Below are 19,005 nucleotides of genomic sequence, written 5' to 3'. Positions count from 1 at the left end.
CCTTAATTTTTAGTAAAGGTTACAGTGATTTGTCCAGTCTGAGCTGTTAATTTCGATAAATCAACAGTCTGATTATCTACTGTTAAAGCGACACCTTTGACAACACCTAACGTAATCATTACAGAATTTTTAGTTGAAACTGTTGTTTCCGCACTTTTATTATCAGGTGATAAGGTCACCCCACCCTCAAGCTCACTTTCTGAAACACTAACCCAACTTCTAGCATCTGAGACTGATAATTGTAATTTTGCAGTTTCCTTACTTGTTTTATAAGCGATTTCTACTCGATTTCCCTCACCTGATACACTTATAGTTGGTTCAATATTCGAAGAGCTACTTGATGAACTACTACTTGAAGATGAAGTTACAGAACTAGTTGAGCTTGTTGCTTGAACTACACTATAACTAGAGGCAGATGAACGCTCTGGTTGGGCCTGAAGATAATTCCAAACATAATAAGTCACAAAAATGACAATCGATAGTGCAAAGAGTACAAAATAAAATAAAGGTAAAAATGATGTCTTATTTTTCTTACTTGAACGTCTCCTACCTGTCAACTCGTCTTCATCAACATCTACTTCCTCATAAGTAATCATGCTCCTAGAATCGTAAGCATCCAAGATAATTCGCTCATCTAGCTCAACTGCCCAAGCATACTTTCGCAAAAAAGAACGAGTGTAAAATGGACTAGGAAGTTGATCAAAATCATCAGCTTCCATTGCCTCCAACATATCCAACTGAATTTCTGTTTTTTTATGTAATTCTTCTAAAGTCAACCCTTGGTTAGTTCTAGCTAAACGTAAAACCTCACCAATTGTTTTTTTCCTCATACTTGTCATCCCTTCTTTCTAGTGTCTATTATGATAGGTTACTACGATGGGAATATTGTAAAATCAACTATATCCCCTTCATCTATTAAGTGATGCCCTGCTTCAAGGACATCCTCTAAAGTGATTTCCTGTAAAATCTTTGGTAAATCAAAAATTGTCTCACCATGTTCAAAAGCATCATATTGCGTTGCAATAAATTCAAGAGAGTTCATGCTACTGAAAAATTCTCCAAACATCTCTCTTTTGATAATATCTAAATGATCCTCTGTAATATCTAAATCCTTTGTAAAATTACGAATAGCCTTCCTAAACTGATGAGATAAAGCAACTGGCTCTTTCGTATCCATTGTCAACATAACAAAATGAAAACGACTTGTTACTTCAATTTCAAGAGATAAGGAAGCATCTATTTTACCTGATTCATATAACTTTTGAAAACGATCCGAAGTCCAACCAAACATCATTGCAAACAATAATTTTAATAAAATATGGTGTCGATAGCAATCCGCCTCAGCAACTTCTCGATTACCTCTAATCCCAATCGCTAGTTTGGGAGAAGATACTTCCATTCTCATACTGTCTGTTTGCTTTACAGCCTGTAAAACAAATTTTTCTCTTGTTACTTCCTGAACATCTAAATCTTCCAGTTCTTTTCTTTCAAAGTAGTCCTGTACTTGATTCACATCAAAATTGCCAACTAAAAACAGAGACATGTTTACAGGTTTGTAAAACCTTGTAAAATTCTCTTGCAAATTAGTTAGATTGATTTGGGAAATTGACTCCTCACTTCCAACTATGTCAGTTGCTAAAGGTGTACCAGAATACAAATTCGCTAAAGTTGAAAAGAATAAACACGAATCTGGATCATCCTGATACATTTCTCGTTCTTGCTGGATAATATCCTGCTCTTTTAAAATGGAATCTTCAGTCAAGTGTGCTGATGTTACCAATTCATCAAGTAAATCTAAATTCTCTAAGAGATGATCCGTTGCTGAAAAGAGATAGTTTGTTTTTGTAAAGCTTGTAAAGGCATTACTATCTGCACCTAGACTCGTAAAAGCCGACATTAAATCGCTAGCATCTTTTCTCTCAAACAATTTATGTTCAAGAAAATGAGCAATTCCTGCAGGATGTTGTTTTACATCTCCGTCAACTTCTGTGACAAGCGTATCTACTGAACCAAACTGTACAGTTACACTACCGTAAACCTCTTTAAATTCCTTTTTAGGCAAAAGAGCAACTGTCAATCCATTTGACAAACGAGTTTGATAAATCATTTCTTTTACAGCTGGATAGTATTTTTCTTCAAAAACAACCTTTGTCATTCTATTCCTTCCATAAAGTAAATCGCTTGTAGTTTCACATTATTAGCTGCTCTACAAATAGCATCTTTGTCAACTTGCTCGAGTTTTGCAATCCAACCTTTAAAGTCTGCTGAAGATTTTCCAAGTAAGGCATTTTGATAAGCACGTTCAATCAATGAACCTTGATTATCTTGAGAAAGTAACAAAGATCGACGAATCATTTCCTTGGTCTGCTCTAACTCAAGATCTGTAAAATAACCTTTTTTTATATCAAGCAGTTGATTATTCATCATTTTTCGAGCCTGATTCCGATTTTCTCGATCAATACCAGCATACATCCTCAAAAATCCACTAAATAAATCAAGCTGACTTGAAATGGTATAAGCTAATCCAGCATTTTCACGGACATTTGTAAAGAGTTTAGAGTGAGCAAATCCACCCAGTAAACCATTCATTACAATCATGGGTAAATGTTGCTCATCACCATATTCAGCAGAGCAATGATAGCCCAACTCTAAAATAGACTGTCCCACATTTTTCCGAACCATGCCTTCCTGAAGGATATTGGAATAAGGTTGACAATACTGAACCTTCACATCTCCTTTTCGAGCTTTAAAGCCAAATGATTCTAATACATTTTGAATTTCAACCTCATTAAAATCACCCAGGAAAAAGAAATCTATTCGATCATTGGCCAAAAATTCTTGGAAACAAGAATAAGAACTTTGTGGAGTTTCAGCTAAAATACGATTTCGTAAATCACTATATTCCAATTTGAGACGTTGATCATGAAAAAACAATTTATCTAATTCTTTATGTGCAAAATAAAAAGAATCATCCATATCAGCTGCTAAACTTGCTAGCAATTGTTTTTTCTCAATTTCAAATAAGGCCGAATCAAAGCCATTATCAACTACTACGGGTGAAAAAAGAGTTTCTTTTACTAGTTCCAAAACCTGTGAAGTTAACACATTTTTCCTACTTAAAAACTCATCACGAACATAAGTGAATGTCAATTCTACAATATGACTTTGCCCTCTTCTAAAACAATTGGTTGACATATCTGTACCGTATAGACTGGCCAAGTGTCTTCTCAAATCTTGAGAAGTGGGATACATCTGGTTAGCTGTTTCTAGCATACTCGCACTCAACATGCGACCTGCAATCGTATCAAGAGATAATGGAGCTGTAAAACGCACGGTAATTTTGTTCGTTTTAAACTTCTTTGATTGGATAAAATGTGTTGAAATTCCATGCACTAACTCCATGATTTACCTCCTTATATACAGACTTCTATTATATCACGAAAACCTGAAATTTTCTTGTTCCCTGTAACAGTTTTGAAATAAAAATCGCTTACATTTCTCCCTGTTTCTATCACCATTTTTAGGAAAATATGGTATAATACCAAAGATTGAGGTGAATTATGGAATACAAATTATTTGAAGAATTTATTACCCTCCAAGCACTGCTCAAAGAACTTGGAATTACACATAGCGGAGGAGCTATCAAATCCTTTCTCTCTGAACATTCTGTTTACTTTAATGGGGAGTTAGAAAGTCGTCGTGGTAAAAAACTTCGTATTGGTGATAAAGTTGACATCCCTGACATGAATATTGACATCTTGTTGACACAACCTACTTCTGAGGAGCAAGAGGAATACCAAGCTGATAAAGTTGAAAAAGAACGGATCGCTAAACTTGTAAAGGAGATGAATAAGGGAGTTAAAAAAGACAAATCGAAACCTACTTCAGCACCTAAAAACAAACAAGCTCCGCGATTCCCTGGTAGATAATCATGTGGCTACAAAACCTATCTCTCAAGACTTTTCGTAACTACAAAGAGACGAAAATAGACTTTAATCCTAAATTGAATGTCTTTTTAGGACGCAATGCACAAGGAAAAACAAATATGCTAGAGGCTATCTATTTTTTAGCCTTAACGCGTAGTCATCGAACTCGAACAGATAAAAATCTCATTCATTTTGATGAGGAACAACTTCATCTTTCAGGTCTTATTCAGAAAAAAACAGGATCCATTCCTCTCGAAATTGAACTAACACAAAAAGGACGTGTAACAAAAGTTAATCACTTAAAACAGGCACGACTTTCAGATTACGTAGGACACATGAATGTTGTCTTATTTGCTCCTGAAGATTTACAACTAATTAAAGGATCACCTTCAGTTCGACGAAAATTTATTGATATGGAACTTGGACAAATTAAGCCAATCTATTTATCTGACTTAACCAATTATAACCACATCCTAAAACAAAGAAACACTTATCTAAAATCAGCTCAAAAAATAGATGAAACCTTCCTTTCAGTATTGGATGATCAACTAGTTGATTATGGATGTCGTGTAATGAATCACCGCTTAGATTTCATAAAAAAATTAGAATCATGTGGGCGTAAGAAACATTTTGAACTCTCTAATCAGATTGAAGAGTTGTCAATATCCTATCAACCTTCTGTCAATATAACTGACAAAGAAGACTTATCCGAATCTTTCAAATTTGCTTTAGAAAAAAGTAGGTCCAGAGATTTATTTAAAAAGAACACTGGTGTTGGTCCTCATCGGGATGATATTTCTTTTTATATAAATAGAATGGATGCTAGTTTCGGAAGTCAAGGCCAACATCGTAGTCTCGTCCTGTCTATAAAATTAGCAGAAATCGAGCTAATGGAAAGTATTACTACAGAATCCCCGATATTACTGCTTGACGATGTTATGAGCGAACTTGACAACACTAGACAACTAAAATTATTAGAAACGATTTCTCATTCAATCCAAACCTTTATCACAACAACAAGCATAGATCATCTTCAAAATCTACCAGAAAATCTAAGTATTTTCACTATTCAAGACGGTAAAGTTATTGTAAATAAAACTTGACAATATTGTAAAAGAACTCCTATTTTCACGGGAGTTCTTTTTATTTCTTTTACATAGAATAATTTGGTGCCTCATTAGTAATTTGTACATCATGAGGATGACTTTCTTTCAAACCAGCACCAGACATTTCAATAAATTGAGCATTATCATGCAACTCTTTAAGGTTAGCTGCACCACAATAACCCATACCAGAACGAATACCACCAATCATTTGGAAGACGATATCAGCTGCCGCTCCTTTATAAGCAACACGACCTTCAATTCCTTCTGGAACAAGTTTATTTGCTTCATTGACAGAACCTTGGAAGTAACGATCGCTTGAACCTTTCTTCATTGCTGCAATTGATCCCATACCACGGTAAGTCTTGAATTTACGTCCTTGGAAGATTTCAGTTTCACCTGGAGCTTCATCAGTTCCAGCAAACATAGATCCAAGCATAACTGCATTTCCACCTGCAGCAAGGGCTTTTACAATATCTCCAGAATACTTGATTCCACCGTCAGCAATGATCGTTTTCCCATATTCACGCGCAACGGCTGCAGCATCATAGATAGCTGTTACTTGCGGAACACCAACACCAGCAATTACTCGAGTAGTACAGATAGAACCTGGTCCAATACCAACCTTTACAACATCTACACCTGCTTCGTAAAGGGCACGCGCTCCCTCAGCAGTAGCAATATTTCCAGCAATCAAAGTACGATCTGGAAAGTGAGCACGAATCTCAGCAATTTTACGCAGGACACCTGCAGAATGACCATGTGCAGTATCAATAACAATCGCATCCGCCCCTGCCTCAAAAAGTGCCTCTGCACGTTCAAAGGTATCTGAAGTAACACCTACTGCACCTGCAACTAGAAGACGACCAAACTCATCTTTAGCAGCATTTGGAAACTCAATAACTTTTTCAATATCTTTGATAGTAATCAAACCAGAAAGACGACCTTCTTCATCTACCAAAGGAAGTTTTTCAATACGGTGTTCTTGAAGAATACTCTCAGCTGTTGCAAGATCTGTACCCACAGGAGCAGTAACAAGATTTTCACTAGTCATATGATTTGAGATTGGTTGGTTATAGTCTGAAATAAAACGAAGATCTCGGTTTGTCAAAATACCAACTAATTTACGATTTTCAAGTGTTTCAACAACTGGAACACCACTGATACGGTAACGTCCCATAAGCTCATCTGCTTCAGCAATTGTATGTTCAGGCGTCAAGAAGAAGGGATCAATAATAACTCCATTTTCAGAACGTTTTACCTTACGAACCTCTTCTGCTTGTTGAGCAATTGACATGTTTTTATGGATAACTCCGAGACCGCCTGCACGAGCAATAGCAATAGCCATTTGACTCTCTGTAACTGTGTCCATGGCAGCGGTAATAATTGGGATATTTAAAGTCAAATTATCTGCCAATTTAGTTGTTAAATCTGCATCGTTAGGCAACACATGACTTTCAGCTGGAATAAGCAATACATCATCAAAGGTAAAACCTTTTTTCAAAAATTTAGTGTCCCAATTAGACATTCGAAGTTTCCTCTTTTCTTTCTTTTTGAGCTTGACTCTTTTTATATTGTATCTATCATACCATTCTATAAAAATTTGTCAAATGTTACAGGGGTAAATAAAAAACTATCTTTTCTTCGAGATAGAAATGATAGTTTCTTGTAAAATAAACTTATACTCAATGAAAATCAAAGAGCAAACTAGGAAACTAGCCGCAGGCTGTACTTGAGTACGGCAAGGCGACGTTGACGTGGTTTGAATTTGATTTTCGAAGAGTATTAGTTAAAGTAATGAAGTCCCATTGCTCCTTTAACCTCAGATAGAGTTTGACCTGCAACGTCTCGCGCTCTTTCACTACCTTTTTGAAGCATATTATAAACTTCTCCCATATCTTTAGCAAATTCGATACGGCGCTCACGAATAGGACCAAGTTCACGTTCTAATATTTCAAGTAGATAACGTTTGGTCTTCACATCACCAAGACCACCTCGTTGATAATGTTCTTTCATGTCAGCAATTTCTTGAGCATCTTCTGGACGACCAAAAACATCTAGATAATGGAAAACCATATTTCCTTCAATTTTACCTGGATCCTCAACACGGATATGGTCTGGATCTGTATACATACTCATTACTTTTTTGCGCAAAGTATCCGCATCATCAGCTAAATAAATACCGTTATTGAGTGATTTAGACATTTTAGCATTTCCATCTAAACCAGGCAAACGACCTGCTCTTTCATTTTCTGGATAAATACCTTCCGGTTCCACCAAGACATCACAGTTATATGCATTGTTAAAAGAACGAACAATCTCGCGAGTTTGCTCAATCATTGGTTTCTGATCTGTTCCAACAGGAACATAATTAGCCTTGAAAGCAGTGATGTCAGCTGCTTGAGCGATTGGATAGACCAAGAATCCTGTCGGAATGCTTTCTCCAAACCCTTTTTGAGCAATCTCTGTCTTGACAGTTGGATTTCGCTCCAGACGTGCTAATGAAACCAGATTCATATAGTACATAGATAGTTCAGCCAGCTCTGGAATCTGGCTTTGAATAAAGATAGTTGATTTATTCGGATCCAATCCAACTGCAAGGTAATCCAAAGCCACATTTCCGATAGACTCTACAATGGTTTGAGGATCTTTGGCGTGATCTGTCAAGGCTTGTTGGTCAGCCAAGAACACAAACATATCATACTTATCCTCTTTCTGTAATAATACTCGATTTTTGAGACTTCCAACATAATGTCCAATATGCAACTTCCCTGTTGGACGGTCTCCTGTTAAAATAATGGGTTTAGTCATTTTGTTCTCCTTCGATATAGTCCCTTCAATTATAGCATTTTTTTAATGAAATAACCGTAATTTATCAAAATAAATCGACCTTGCTATTTATGTTTTTGTGTAAAGGGAATTGTAAATATAATTTACACAAAATTGACAGATAAAAATTTGAATATTTCTATATTTTCTAGTAGAATAAATATATTACACATATAGGAGAAAAACATTGCTTACAGTATCTGATGTTTCACTACGTTTTAGTGATCGCAAACTTTTTGATGATGTCAATATCAAATTTACAGAAGGAAATACTTATGGATTAATCGGTGCTAATGGTGCCGGAAAATCAACCTTTTTAAAAATTTTAGCTGGAGATATCGAACCTACTACTGGTCACATCTCTCTTGGTCCAGATGAACGTCTCTCTGTTCTTCGTCAAAATCACTTTGACTATGAAGATGAACGTGCCATTGATGTCGTTATCATGGGAAATGAAAAACTTTATAGCATCATGAAAGAGAAAGATGCCATCTACATGAAGGAAGATTTCTCAGACGAGGATGGAGTGCGTGCTGCCGAACTCGAAGGAGAGTTTGCCGAGCTTGGGGGCTGGGAAGCAGAAAGTGAAGCCTCTCAACTACTTCAAAATCTAAACATTCCAGAAGAATTGCACTACCAAAATATGAGCGAATTGGCCAATGGTGAGAAAGTGAAGGTTCTCCTCGCCAAAGCACTTTTTGGTAAACCAGATGTTCTTCTTTTGGACGAGCCTACTAACGGTTTGGATATCCAATCTATTACTTGGCTAGAAGACTTCTTGATTGACTTTGATAACACAGTTATCGTAGTATCCCATGACCGTCACTTCTTAAACAAAGTATGTACTCACATGGCCGACCTTGACTTTGGAAAAATCAAACTCTATGTCGGAAACTATGACTTCTGGAAGGAATCTTCTGAACTCGCTGCTAAATTGCTAGCAGACCGTAATGCCAAAGCAGAAGAAAAAATTAAGCAATTGCAAGAATTCGTTGCTCGTTTCTCTGCCAATGCTTCTAAATCAAGACAAGCAACCTCACGTAAGAAAATGCTTGACAAGATTGAGCTAGAAGAGATTGTGCCATCTAGTCGTAAATATCCATTTATTAACTTTAAAGCAGAGCGTGAAATTGGTAATGATCTCTTGACAGTAGAAAATCTAACTGTAAAGATTGATGGTGAGACTATTTTAGATAATATCAGTTTCATCTTGCGTCCAGGTGATAAGACAGCTCTTATTGGACAAAATGATATCCAAACAACTGCATTAATTCGTGCAATCATGGGAGACATTGACTATGAAGGAACTGTCAAGTGGGGAGTTACTACTAGCCGTTCTTACTTGCCAAAAGATAACTCGGCCGATTTTGCAGGGGGAGAGTCAATCCTTGATTGGTTGCGTCAATTCGCAAGTAAAGAAGAAGATGACAATACTTTCCTACGTGGCTTCCTAGGCCGTATGCTCTTCTCTGGAGATGAGGTTAACAAACCTGTAAACGTCTTGTCAGGGGGAGAAAAAGTTCGTGTCATGCTTTCAAAACTCATGCTCTTGAAATCAAATGTGCTTGTCCTCGATGATCCAACCAATCACTTGGATTTGGAATCTATCTCAAGTTTGAACGATGGATTGAAAAACTTTAAAGAATCAATCATCTTTGCCAGCCATGACCACGAGTTTATTCAAACTCTAGCTAACCATATCATTGTCTTGTCTAAAAATGGCGTCATCGATCGTATCGATGAAACCTATGATGAATTCCTAGAAAATGCAGAAGTACAAGCAAAAGTTAAAGAACTTTGGAAAGACTAAATAAAACTTCAAAACTCAGTTGGGTTAACCAGCTGAGTTTTCTAACATTTTATGAGGTAACATGAAATTATTTTTTAAAACATATTGGACCTATTTTGTTTCTTTCATCATTCCCATAATCATTATGATAGGAGTATATCTATCTCAAGGTATCTACTGGAATAGTGACAACTCTCCACTATTAGGAGATGGCTTTCATCAATACGTTATTTTTGATATAGCTCTAAGGAATATCCTACATGGAAATGGGAGTCTGTTTTACACCTTTACAAGTGGCCTAGGACTAAACTTCTATGCCCTATCTAGTTATTACTTGGGAAGTTTCCTTTCACCTCTAGTTTACTTTTTTGATCTAACGAATATGCCCGATGCTGTCTATCTGACAACTCTCTTAAAATTTGGATTGATTGGTCTGTCAACCTTCTTTAGTTTAAATAAATTATTTAAAAATATTCCGAAATCTTTAAAACTAGCTTTATCTACTTCCTATGCTCTGATGAGCTTTACCGTTAGTCAGTTAGAGATAAAAACCTGGCTAGATGTTTTTATCTTGATTCCTTTAATTATAACTGGTTTACACCTACTTATAACTGAAAAGAAATTCCTATTATACTTTACAAGTTTGTCAATCTTATTTATTCAAAACTATTATTTTGGCTATATGACAGCATTGTTTCTTATTTTCTGGTATCTCTGTCAAATTTCTTGGAACTTTAAAACTCGAAAATCATCTTTTCTTGATTTCATAATCACCTCCATTTTAGCTGGTATGGCTAGTTTGATTATGACTCTTCCCACTCTGTTTGATTTACAGACACATGGGGAAAAATTAACTGAAGTTACAAAGTTTCAAACTGAAAGTAGCTGGTATCTTGATCTCTTTGCTAAGCAATTCATTGGTTCCTTTGACACAACAAAGTATGGGGCTATCCCAATGATTTTTGTTGGACTACTTCCCTTTATTTTGACCATTTTATTTTTTACGCTGAAATCCATTAAGTTTCACGTGAAACTTATCTATGCAATCTTCTTTGCATTTCTAATTGCTAGCTTTTATATTGAAGCTCTTGATTTATTTTGGCAAGGCATGCATACTCCAAACATGTTTTTACATCGCTATGCTTGGATTTTCTCTACCTTGTTAATTTACACAGCAGCAGAAGTCTTAAATCGTCTGAAAGAACTTAAAGTCTGGAATTTTTTAGTTTCGCTTTTTCTTGTAGTAGCAGGATTTTTAGCTACCATATATCTAAAATCACATTATTCTTTTTTAACAGATTTGAATATTCTACTGACTCTTGAATTTTTGGTTGTCTATTCTCTTTTACTCCTTGCAGTTATCAAAAAGTTTATCTCTGTAAATCTATTTGCCATTCTAATCTCTTTATTTATAATGGTTGAAATGAGTTTAAATGCTTCATCTCAAATGGACGGAATTGCTAAAGAATGGGGCTTTGCTTCTCGAAGTTCATATAATCGAGAGATCCCAGCTATGGAATCTTTCTCAACATATATTGGAAATCAATTTACTCGTACTGAGAAACTAGAGACTCAGACAGGAAATGACAGTATGAAATTCAACTACAATGGAATCTCTCAATTTTCATCTGTTCGAAATCGTTCAGCAAGCTCTACTTTGGATAAACTTGGGTTTAAATCCTCTGGGACTAATCTCAATCTCCGCTATGCCAATAATAGTATTTTGGCTGATAGTTTATTTGGCATCCAGTATAATATCTCAGAAAACCCTATTGATAAGTATGGTTTCCAAGATGTATATCAAAAAGATAATCTTACCCTATATGAAAATCAATTCTCTCTTCCGATTGCCTTTGCTAGTCAATCTGTTTACAATGATGTCAATTTCACTGAACATACTCTAGATAATCAGGCCTCGTTTTTAAATCAACTTGCTAACGTCAATTTTGATTATTTTTCTCCAATACCTTATGAAAAAACTGAATATACTGATGATTTGATTAGTGTTACAAGTTCTTCAAATGAGGATGCAGCAATCCAGTATCAAATTGAAGTTCCAGAAAACAGCCAAGTTTATCTTTCTTTCACAAACCTTCACTTTGCTAATGATAAACAAAAGAAGGTTGATATTCTTGTCAACGAGGAGAAGAAGACTTTTACAACTGATAATGTTTTCTCCTTCTTTAATCTAGGCTATACAAAAGAGAAAAAAACTTTCAATATTCATGTTAGTTTCCCTGGAAATTCACAAGTATCATTTGAATCTCCTACCTTCTATCGTTTAGATACCCAAACTTTAACTGAGGCTATTCAAAAAATCAAAGAGCAACCTGTAACAGTATCAACTTCTAAAAACAAGGTTTTTGCTACATATGATGTCAAACAAGATACATCTATTTTCTTCACCATTCCTTATGACAAAGGCTGGTCTGCCTACCAAGATGGTAAGAAAATAGAAATTAAACAAGCTCAAACTGGTTTTATGAAAGTTGACGTTCCTGAGGGAAAAGGAACTATTACACTTTCCTTCATTCCCAATGGTTTTATTACTGGAGCAATCTGTTCCTTTACTTCTCTTTTACTATTTGGAATCTATAATCATAAACGAAAATCATTTAAGACATAAAAAATCGACCAGTTGCTTGGTCGATTTTTTAATCTTCCTCCATTTTCTTAGGTTGATAGGCTAGCATACCTAAACAAATAAATAGTACTAATATAACGGCAAGGAAAATTACTTGATGATGAATATTTCCTGTCATAGAAATTGTTTGTCGTAATCCCGAAACTGAATAACTCATTGGTAACCAAGGATTAATAGCTCTAAAGAAATCATTTGTCAAAGCAAGTGGATAAGTACCTGCACTTGATGCTAACTGTAATAAAAGCAAAATAAGAGAAAAGAAAGCTCCTATACGGCTATTCCATGTTGTTAAAGCAGTTACCATGGACATGAATACTAAACTTGTTAGGATAATGAGAATAAATGTTCTCATTTCATGATTAGCAGTTAAACCAATAAGATGAACTCCTCCATATACCAAAATTCCTGCTAAAACACCTATAATACCATTTATTTCAGCTCGAGATTTCAACCAAGCCCAACGGCTCTCTGGATGACGTCCTGAAGGCAATTTCGCAAAGATCATATTCGTTGATATTGCTGTAACAAAAAGAGCAACTGATATCATATACGGAGCCATTGCGATTCCATTTACAGGAACTTGGTCATTGTCTGTTTTGGAAAGATTGAGTGGATTTGACAAAATCTCTGCATTTTTAGATTCCGTTGATACTGATTTGAGTTGATCACTAGCATTACCTAGTCCTTGTCCTAAAGAAGCAACTCCTGTCTGTAAATCTTCCAATCCAGAAGTTAACTTTGTCCCACCTTCTGCTAGTTTCCCAGATCCATCTGCCAATTTATTGGCTCCATTCTCTAATTGAGACGCACCTGAAAGTAACTGACTGGATTTGTCTGCTAATTGACCAGATCCTGATTGTAATTTATCAACTCCTGCTATCAATTCTTGACTCTTTTGATTCAATTGGTTGGAGCCAGTTGATAATTTTTCAATACCAGATACTAATTCTGGAGTTTTTTCAACTAATTGACCAACTCCTGCTGTCAAGCTAGACGATTTTTGTGTCAATGTATTTGAGCCTGAAACTAGTTGATCCAAACTACCTGTCAAGGTGGGGGTTTTGTCACTTAGTTGACTTGCGCCCTGAGAAACTTTATCAACATCTGTAGTATATGCATTTACACCTGATGCAATCGACTGACTAGTAGGAACTAATTTACTCGTCACTGATCCCTGTATTTCTGTTAATCCACTTGACAATCCTGTCAAAGAAGTAGAAGCAAGCGGTAATACTTGATTAGCTTGATCTTTTAACATTAAAAGATTTGAAGATTGACTTTGTAAGTTTTCTAAACTTCCCTGTAAACCTTGTACTAAAGCTATAATTGACTGAGCCGATTGAATACTATCAGTCGAATTTTGAGATACAGAAGCACTTATATCAGCTTGTTGCTCACTTGTCAAGGATTGATAAGCTGCTGTCGATTGAATATTTGCTAATATATCTGCTTTATCAGACTGAGCACTTGCTAACATTTGATTAGAAAGAGAAACTATACTTGATAAAACAGAAGACAATTGTTTTGTATCTCCAACATCAATATTTTGAATGACTTTATTTAACTGATTTAGACCAGAAGATAATTGATTAATTTGATCTTTTTTCCCAGACGAAGCATCTAACTTACTAGAAAGTTGTTGAATCCCTTCACTTAATTGCTCCACACCCATTCGAAGTGTAGCTGATTGATTAGATAACTGATTAGCACCTGTTGCAAGATTTCCCACTCCGTTTGTATAGGCACTAACACCAGATGAAAATTGATTAAGACCAGCATTAAGCTGAGAAACACCGCCAGTATAGGATTCTACACCAGTATATAATTGATTGATTCCCCTTACTAATTCAGGACTTTTAGAAGATAATTGACCTAATCCGCTATCTAATTTACTCACTGCACCAGTATATGTAACTAAACCACTATTAAAATTCCCTAAGCCAAGATGAAGTTGTTCAACACCAGAAACATAAGAGGATAATCCTTTAGTAAACTGCTCCGTTCCATTTGAAAATGTTAAACTTGAATCTGCTAAAGAGTGTAGGTTAGTAGTCAATGTTTGACTTCCTGTCACTAATTGATTAGCTCCATCAGTTAATTTTTCACTACCAGAAGCTGCTTGACTCATACCATCCTTTAATTCGACCATCTTATCAAATAAAGCTTTAGTATAGGTCTCGGTTACATTGGTAGAAACATTCTGCTTCAATTGTGTCATCGCAGAATCGCTCATCTTGCTAGCAATAAAACTATGACCACTTGAAGTCTGATAATCGATTTGCATTTGCTCTGGATGATCCGTTAAAATCGAAGCTGCTTTTTCAGATAAATCACTTGGTAAAGTCACTACCATATAGTAATTGCCATCTTCCAATCCCTTCTTACCTTCCTCTTCATCTACGAAATGAAAATCTAAAGTTTTATTTTCTTTTAAATTGGAGACCATGTCTTTTCCTATAGACATGCTATTACCGTTATAGGAAGCCTCTTTATCATGATTGACAACTGCCACAGGTAAGTCAGACAATTGCCCATATGGATCCCACATTGATGACAAAAATATGATATTGTACAGAGCTGGAATAAGAGAAATCCCTATCATGACAATAATAAAGGTTGGTTTTTTAAAAATTGCTTTCCATTCTTTAAACATATCTTCTCCTTTTTTAAACATATTGTCTAAAATTTTGATATAATAGATTATACATTAAAAAATCTAAATTACAAGATAAAAAATCCATTTTTAGACAGATAGTCTAATTTGTTTACAAGGAGGAAATATGCAAGAAAGTAACAAACGCTTAAAAACAAAGCGAACTATTGAAAATGCTATGGTACAACTACTGATGGAACAGCCATTTGATCAAATTTCTACTGTCAAGCTATCAGAAAAAGCCGGAATTAGTCGTTCCAGCTTCTATACTCACTATAAGGATAAGTATGATATGATTGAGCACTATCAAAGCAAGCTATTCCATACATTTGAATATATTTTTCAAAAACATGCTCATCACAAAAGAGATGCTATTTTAGAAGTATTTGAATATCTAGAATCAGAACCACTTCTGGCTGCCCTTCTTTCTGAAAATGGGACTAAAGAAATCCAAAATTTCTTACGAAATAAACTTCATATCATGCTCAGTACAGATTTACAAAAGCAATTTATGCAACTAAATCTCAATACAACTGAATTAGAATACAGCAGCATCTATCTAACTCACGCACTTTTTGGTGTCTGCCAAACTTGGATTGCACATGGAAAAAAAGAAAGTCCTCAAGAAATAACAGACTTCCTTATGAAGATGCTTGGTGATGCAAATTGATATAAAAAGAGGAACACAGTTGTGTTCCCTTTTATCTATACTCCGCCAGTAGGACTCGAACCTACGACATCATGATTAACAGTCATGCGCTACTACCAACTGAGCTATGGCGGATAAAATAGTCCGTACGGGATTCGAACCCGTGTTACCGCCGTGAAAAGGCGGTGTCTTAACCCCTTGACCAACGGACCTTCTATCTGTAGCAGATATAACCATTATATCAATTTCTTACTAATTGTCAATCACTTTTGAGATTTTTTCTCCAAAATATCTTTCAATTTTCTAATTTTTAACCTTGAAATAGGACAACGATGGTCTTCATAAAAAACAATTTCTAGATTCTTTCGGTCAATTTCTCTAATATTGCCTATATTTACCAAAAATGACTTATGAGGAGAATAAAATCGTTGGGTATGTTTATCCTTTTCCTGAATATCTGTCATGGTACCGTAAAATTCTTTGGCAAAATTCTTACCAATAATACGCAATTTATGAGAAACACCTGTCGTCTCAATATACAAAATATCATGGTAAGGAATTTTTAAATCATTTCCCTTATAATTGTAATCAAAATAATCTACCACATCTTCATTTTCAAGTAACATACTCTTCGTGTAGAAGATATTTTGCTCAATTCTCTTCTTAAACATCTCATCATTGATATCCTTATCAACAAAATCTAGGGCTGATACCTGATATTTATAGGTCAAAGTCGCAAACTCTGATCTACTAGTGATAAAGACGATAATAGCGTAAGGATTGTAATGACGAATGAGCTGAGCCACTTCAAATCCCTTTTTCTCAATTCCATGAATATCGATATCTAGGAAATAAAGCTGATTTACTTCATCGTTTTCAATGTATTCTTCAAATTCACGAACTTTTCCTGTTGTCTTGTAAGAAATAGGAATATTCGATTCTTTCGAAATTTCATCCAATATTCTCTCTAGTCTCACTTGATGTTCAATAACATCTTCTAAAATTAAAACTTTCATTCAAATTCCCTCTTAAATCTAATGATTTGTCTAAATGTACTGCCTTCCATCTCTGTTTCTAAAATAATATTGTTGTACTTATCTAGTAGTTCTTTCACATTATTTAATCCTACCCCGCGATTTCTTCCCTTAGTGGAGAATCCTAAAGCAAATAGATCTCCTGAAGGAGTCATCGTCATTTTACATGAATTCTGAATCACAATAACTGTTTCAGTTTCCATCTTAATAACTGCTACCTCCATCTGCTTTTTATAACTATCAGCCGATCCTTCGACAGCATTATTCAATAAAACGCTCATGATACGAACCAAATCCAATAGTTCAATTGGGAGTTTGGTAATCGTATCTTTTACTTCCAGTGTAAACTCTACACCATTATTTCGAGCATAGACAATTGACTGAGCAACCAAACTTCGTAAAGCTGAATCTTCTATGTTGTTCAAATCAAAGTAAGTGTACTTATCTGAACGCAATTTGTGATTTGCTTTGACCAAAACTTCATTGTAAACTCTGTCAATTTCCTGTAAATTACCACTGTCAATTGCCATCTGCATACTGACAAGCATCCCAGCATAGTCATGTCGAAAACCACGGATTTCATTATACAGTCCAACAATTTCATCTGTATAATTCTGTAAATGTTTCTGTTCAAATTTCTTCTGCTTCAACGCAATCTCTTTCTCCATTTGCACTTTATGAGAATTCATTGCAAAGAAGGTCAAAAGTAAAGAGATAAAGACAATAGATGACAAAATACTTCCAAAACTATTCAAATGTTTAATCGTACTTACCATATCTGAAACGAAAGATACAATATGGAGCAGTAGTAAAGCAAAAAATACTTTTTTCAAGAAAGGATAAAGGTAGTCCTTGTCAAAATAGGCTAGTTCCAAATGGAAATAATGAATGATTTTTAAGACAACAAAATAGGTCAACACCGTTACAACGAAAAAGAATGGGGCGTGATATTGTGAAACAAAATTGTCTCCTGTTATAGAGGAGAAAGTTACGGACAGAAAGGTATGAGTGCTCTCATATAAAAGAGATAGTAGTAAACTTAGGAATAATCCTCTAGCCCTCTCATATTGTTTAATCCATCTAAAATAGGAATATAAGCCCAAAGGAAATAAAAATGTTGCAATCCCTAACCCATCTAAATTTAGAAGATAGAAGGGAAAATCAAGTATTATTGCTGTTAGTAATGTATAAGCACCAAAAACGTATAGTTCCTTTGCTTTTATTTGACCTTTACAAATTAAATGGTAACTGTTACTAATAATTAAAAAATGAACAAGAACTATCCCAAATACAAGTAAATCCATTACTCTTTCTCCTTATTTCATTATTTTTTTCGTCGGAAAAGAAAATTAAGGAGGATGTCTGAAACCCTACTTTCCCCACCTTTAATTTCCTGCAAGTCTTTTTCCTTCAAGGCTACAAACTGTTCCAATTTAACTGTGTTTTTCATAATAAAATCTCCTTAAATGTTTTTTTCTTGTAAGCTAACTTACAAAAACTATTATACAAAATGGAATTTCATTTTAGATAAAATTCTCTCAACTGTCATTTTTTTCTCCCCAAGTGTACTTTTTTAAGAAAAAAGCCGGGAAAATTCCCAGCTTTGCTACTATATTGATCCCAGCAGGATTCGAACCTGCGACCGTTCGCTTAGAAGGCGAATGCTCTATCCAGCTGAGCTATGAGACCTAACACAACTATTCTACCAAAAATTCAATTAAAAGTCAATTTTCTATTTATGATAGGGGGATCCCTGCTGAATCGTAAAAGCGCGATAGATTTGTTCAACAAGGACTAGTCTCATTAACTGATGGGGCAAGGTTAAGCGACCAAAACTAACAGAAAGATTGGCTCTCTTTTTTACATCCTGTGCTAATCCCAGACTCCCTCCAATAATAAATGTAAGAGTAGAAAATCCTTTTATAGAAGCTTCTTCTAACTGCTTACTAAATTCTTCTGAAGAAAGTGTTTTCCCCTCAATGGCTAACACAATAACAAAATCACGGTCACCAACTTTTGATAAAATTCTCTGACCTTCTATTTCTAAAATCTTTTGATTTTCTAACTCACTGGCCCTATCTGGTGTTTTTTCATCTGCCAGCTCAATCATTTCAAGCTTAGCAAATCGAGAAATTCGTTTTGAATACTCTGAGATACCATCTTTTAAATACTTTTCTTTCAGTTTCCCAACTGTTACAACTTTAATTTTCATAACTCTATTCTAACATATTCTTTATTTTTTTCACATCTTATTCACAAAATAAAAGGTTAATTTTCACCTAGAAAACCACAGATTTTTAAAAGTTATCCACACTTTGTGAAAAACTTTTGTGTTTAAGTTATAATTAAGTTAGTCAGTTTATACTTTCAGTAATTTC

15 protein-coding genes and 3 tRNA genes are annotated in these 19,005 nt (G+C 35.0%); 5 read left to right on the top strand and 13 right to left on the bottom strand.

What is annotated here, in order from left to right:
• Nucleotides 1–2: 2 nt before the first annotated feature.
• Genes rodZ through yfmF form a run of 3 tightly spaced genes read right to left on the bottom strand, consistent with a single transcriptional unit; the run spans nucleotide 3 to nucleotide 3,402 of the window.
• On the bottom strand, nucleotides 3–830 hold the full coding sequence (gene rodZ, locus CJ239_RS09985; protein WP_102211447.1) for a cytoskeleton protein RodZ: 828 nt from the start codon (nucleotides 828–830) through the stop codon (nucleotides 3–5).
• Between the two features lie 41 nt (nucleotides 831–871).
• A complete protein-coding gene (gene yfmH / locus CJ239_RS09980) occupies nucleotides 872–2,155 on the bottom strand; it encodes an EF-P 5-aminopentanol modification-associated protein YfmH (RefSeq protein WP_102211446.1) in 1,284 nt (427 codons plus the stop codon).
• The gene (gene yfmF, locus CJ239_RS09975; protein WP_102211445.1) at nucleotides 2,152–3,402 is read right to left on the bottom strand and encodes an EF-P 5-aminopentanol modification-associated protein YfmF; all 1,251 of its coding nucleotides are present in this window, start codon (nucleotides 3,400–3,402) and stop codon (nucleotides 2,152–2,154) included. Before yfmF ends, yfmH begins: the two co-directional genes overlap by 4 nt.
• Nucleotides 3,403–3,560: 158 nt before the next feature.
• Here yfmF and yaaA point away from each other — a divergent pair, with 158 nt between their 5' ends.
• Both yaaA and recF read left to right on the top strand, forming a co-directional pair.
• Complete coding sequence (yaaA, locus tag CJ239_RS09970; RefSeq protein WP_042901870.1) at nucleotides 3,561–3,929, top strand: S4 domain-containing protein YaaA; 369 nt, start codon at nucleotides 3,561–3,563, stop codon at nucleotides 3,927–3,929.
• Nucleotides 3,930–3,931: 2 nt separating this feature from the next.
• Nucleotides 3,932–5,029 (top strand): DNA replication/repair protein RecF, encoded by a 1,098-nt coding sequence (gene recF, locus CJ239_RS09965; protein ID WP_102211444.1) that lies wholly within the window; start codon nucleotides 3,932–3,934, stop codon nucleotides 5,027–5,029.
• Nucleotides 5,030–5,078: 49 nt separating this feature from the next.
• Here the strand turns inward: recF and guaB are convergent, their stop codons facing one another.
• Both guaB and trpS read right to left on the bottom strand, forming a co-directional pair.
• Entirely contained in the window at nucleotides 5,079–6,557 is a 1,479-nt protein-coding gene (gene guaB / locus CJ239_RS09960) for an IMP dehydrogenase (RefSeq protein WP_049521113.1), read from the bottom strand.
• A 257-nt stretch (nucleotides 6,558–6,814) separates the two neighbouring features.
• Nucleotides 6,815–7,840: a tryptophan--tRNA ligase gene (gene trpS, locus CJ239_RS09950; protein ID WP_102211443.1), complete on the bottom strand. Its 1,026-nt coding sequence runs from the start codon at nucleotides 7,838–7,840 to the stop codon at nucleotides 6,815–6,817.
• A 205-nt stretch (nucleotides 7,841–8,045) separates the two neighbouring features.
• Between trpS and CJ239_RS09945 the strand changes: the two genes are divergently transcribed.
• Nucleotides 8,046–9,668: an ATP-binding cassette domain-containing protein gene (locus tag CJ239_RS09945; RefSeq protein WP_000958774.1), complete on the top strand. Its 1,623-nt coding sequence runs from the start codon at nucleotides 8,046–8,048 to the stop codon at nucleotides 9,666–9,668.
• Between the two features lie 61 nt (nucleotides 9,669–9,729).
• Nucleotides 9,730–12,273, top strand: coding sequence for a YfhO family protein (locus CJ239_RS09940; RefSeq protein ID WP_102211442.1), 2,544 nt, complete (start codon nucleotides 9,730–9,732; stop codon nucleotides 12,271–12,273).
• Between the two features lie 28 nt (nucleotides 12,274–12,301).
• Here CJ239_RS09940 and CJ239_RS09935 read toward each other — a convergent pair whose 3' ends face one another.
• A complete protein-coding gene (locus CJ239_RS09935) occupies nucleotides 12,302–14,944 on the bottom strand; it encodes a YhgE/Pip domain-containing protein (RefSeq protein ID WP_102211441.1) in 2,643 nt (880 codons plus the stop codon).
• Nucleotides 14,945–15,071: 127 nt separating this feature from the next.
• Between CJ239_RS09935 and CJ239_RS09930 the strand changes: the two genes are divergently transcribed.
• Nucleotides 15,072–15,614: a TetR/AcrR family transcriptional regulator gene (locus tag CJ239_RS09930; RefSeq protein WP_102211440.1), complete on the top strand. Its 543-nt coding sequence runs from the start codon at nucleotides 15,072–15,074 to the stop codon at nucleotides 15,612–15,614.
• 40 nt (nucleotides 15,615–15,654) lie between these two features.
• Here the strand turns inward: CJ239_RS09930 and CJ239_RS09925 are convergent.
• The 7 genes from CJ239_RS09925 to rlmH form a co-directional block, all read right to left on the bottom strand.
• Nucleotides 15,655–15,728: transfer RNA gene (locus CJ239_RS09925), tRNA-Asn, on the bottom strand.
• A gap of 5 nt (nucleotides 15,729–15,733) precedes the next feature.
• Nucleotides 15,734–15,805 (bottom strand) — tRNA-Glu (locus tag CJ239_RS09920).
• Nucleotides 15,806–15,856: 51 nt separating this feature from the next.
• Nucleotides 15,857–16,609 (bottom strand): competence system response regulator transcription factor ComE, encoded by a 753-nt coding sequence (gene comE / locus CJ239_RS09915; RefSeq protein ID WP_000866065.1) that lies wholly within the window; start codon nucleotides 16,607–16,609, stop codon nucleotides 15,857–15,859.
• On the bottom strand, nucleotides 16,606–17,931 hold the full coding sequence (comD, locus tag CJ239_RS09910) for a competence system sensor histidine kinase ComD (protein WP_102211439.1): 1,326 nt from the start codon (nucleotides 17,929–17,931) through the stop codon (nucleotides 16,606–16,608). Before comD ends, comE begins: the two co-directional genes overlap by 4 nt.
• Before the next feature lie 20 nt (nucleotides 17,932–17,951).
• The gene (gene comC, locus CJ239_RS09905; protein WP_102211438.1) at nucleotides 17,952–18,077 is read right to left on the bottom strand and encodes a competence-stimulating peptide ComC; all 126 of its coding nucleotides are present in this window, start codon (nucleotides 18,075–18,077) and stop codon (nucleotides 17,952–17,954) included.
• A gap of 165 nt (nucleotides 18,078–18,242) precedes the next feature.
• Nucleotides 18,243–18,316 (bottom strand) — tRNA-Arg (locus CJ239_RS09900).
• 43 nt (nucleotides 18,317–18,359) lie between these two features.
• Entirely contained in the window at nucleotides 18,360–18,839 is a 480-nt protein-coding gene (gene rlmH / locus CJ239_RS09895; RefSeq protein WP_055387775.1) for a 23S rRNA (pseudouridine(1915)-N(3))-methyltransferase RlmH, read from the bottom strand.
• Nucleotides 18,840–19,005 lie beyond the last annotated feature (166 nt).

Origin of the sequence: Streptococcus sp. UMB0029, from assembly GCF_002871495.1 — a bacterium.
Taxonomy (GTDB): domain Bacteria; phylum Bacillota; class Bacilli; order Lactobacillales; family Streptococcaceae; genus Streptococcus.
Note: the sequence above shows the minus strand (reverse complement) of the source record. Positions and strands in the feature narration are given on the sequence as shown.

What these genes read in the sequence shown, in the direction of transcription:
- comE (WP_000866065.1), bottom strand. Translation starts at nt 16,609, where the DNA reads ATGAAAGTTTTAATTTTAGAAGATGTTATTGAACATCAAGTGAGACTA.
- rlmH (WP_055387775.1), bottom strand. Translation starts at nt 18,839, where the DNA reads ATGAAAATTAAAGTTGTAACAGTTGGGAAACTGAAAGAAAAGTATTTA.
- CJ239_RS09940 (WP_102211442.1), top strand. Translation starts at nt 9,730, where the DNA reads ATGAAATTATTTTTTAAAACATATTGGACCTATTTTGTTTCTTTCATC.
- yaaA (WP_042901870.1), top strand. Translation starts at nt 3,561, where the DNA reads ATGGAATACAAATTATTTGAAGAATTTATTACCCTCCAAGCACTGCTC.
- trpS (WP_102211443.1), bottom strand. Translation starts at nt 7,840, where the DNA reads ATGACTAAACCCATTATTTTAACAGGAGACCGTCCAACAGGGAAGTTG.
- comD (WP_102211439.1), bottom strand. Translation starts at nt 17,931, where the DNA reads ATGGATTTACTTGTATTTGGGATAGTTCTTGTTCATTTTTTAATTATT.
- yfmH (WP_102211446.1), bottom strand. Translation starts at nt 2,155, where the DNA reads ATGACAAAGGTTGTTTTTGAAGAAAAATACTATCCAGCTGTAAAAGAA.
- guaB (WP_049521113.1), bottom strand. Translation starts at nt 6,557, where the DNA reads ATGTCTAATTGGGACACTAAATTTTTGAAAAAAGGTTTTACCTTTGAT.
- CJ239_RS09930 (WP_102211440.1), top strand. Translation starts at nt 15,072, where the DNA reads ATGCAAGAAAGTAACAAACGCTTAAAAACAAAGCGAACTATTGAAAAT.
- rodZ (WP_102211447.1), bottom strand. Translation starts at nt 830, where the DNA reads ATGAGGAAAAAAACAATTGGTGAGGTTTTACGTTTAGCTAGAACTAAC.
- CJ239_RS09935 (WP_102211441.1), bottom strand. Translation starts at nt 14,944, where the DNA reads ATGTTTAAAGAATGGAAAGCAATTTTTAAAAAACCAACCTTTATTATT.
- yfmF (WP_102211445.1), bottom strand. Translation starts at nt 3,402, where the DNA reads ATGGAGTTAGTGCATGGAATTTCAACACATTTTATCCAATCAAAGAAG.
- comC (WP_102211438.1), bottom strand. Translation starts at nt 18,077, where the DNA reads ATGAAAAACACAGTTAAATTGGAACAGTTTGTAGCCTTGAAGGAAAAA.
- recF (WP_102211444.1), top strand. Translation starts at nt 3,932, where the DNA reads ATGTGGCTACAAAACCTATCTCTCAAGACTTTTCGTAACTACAAAGAG.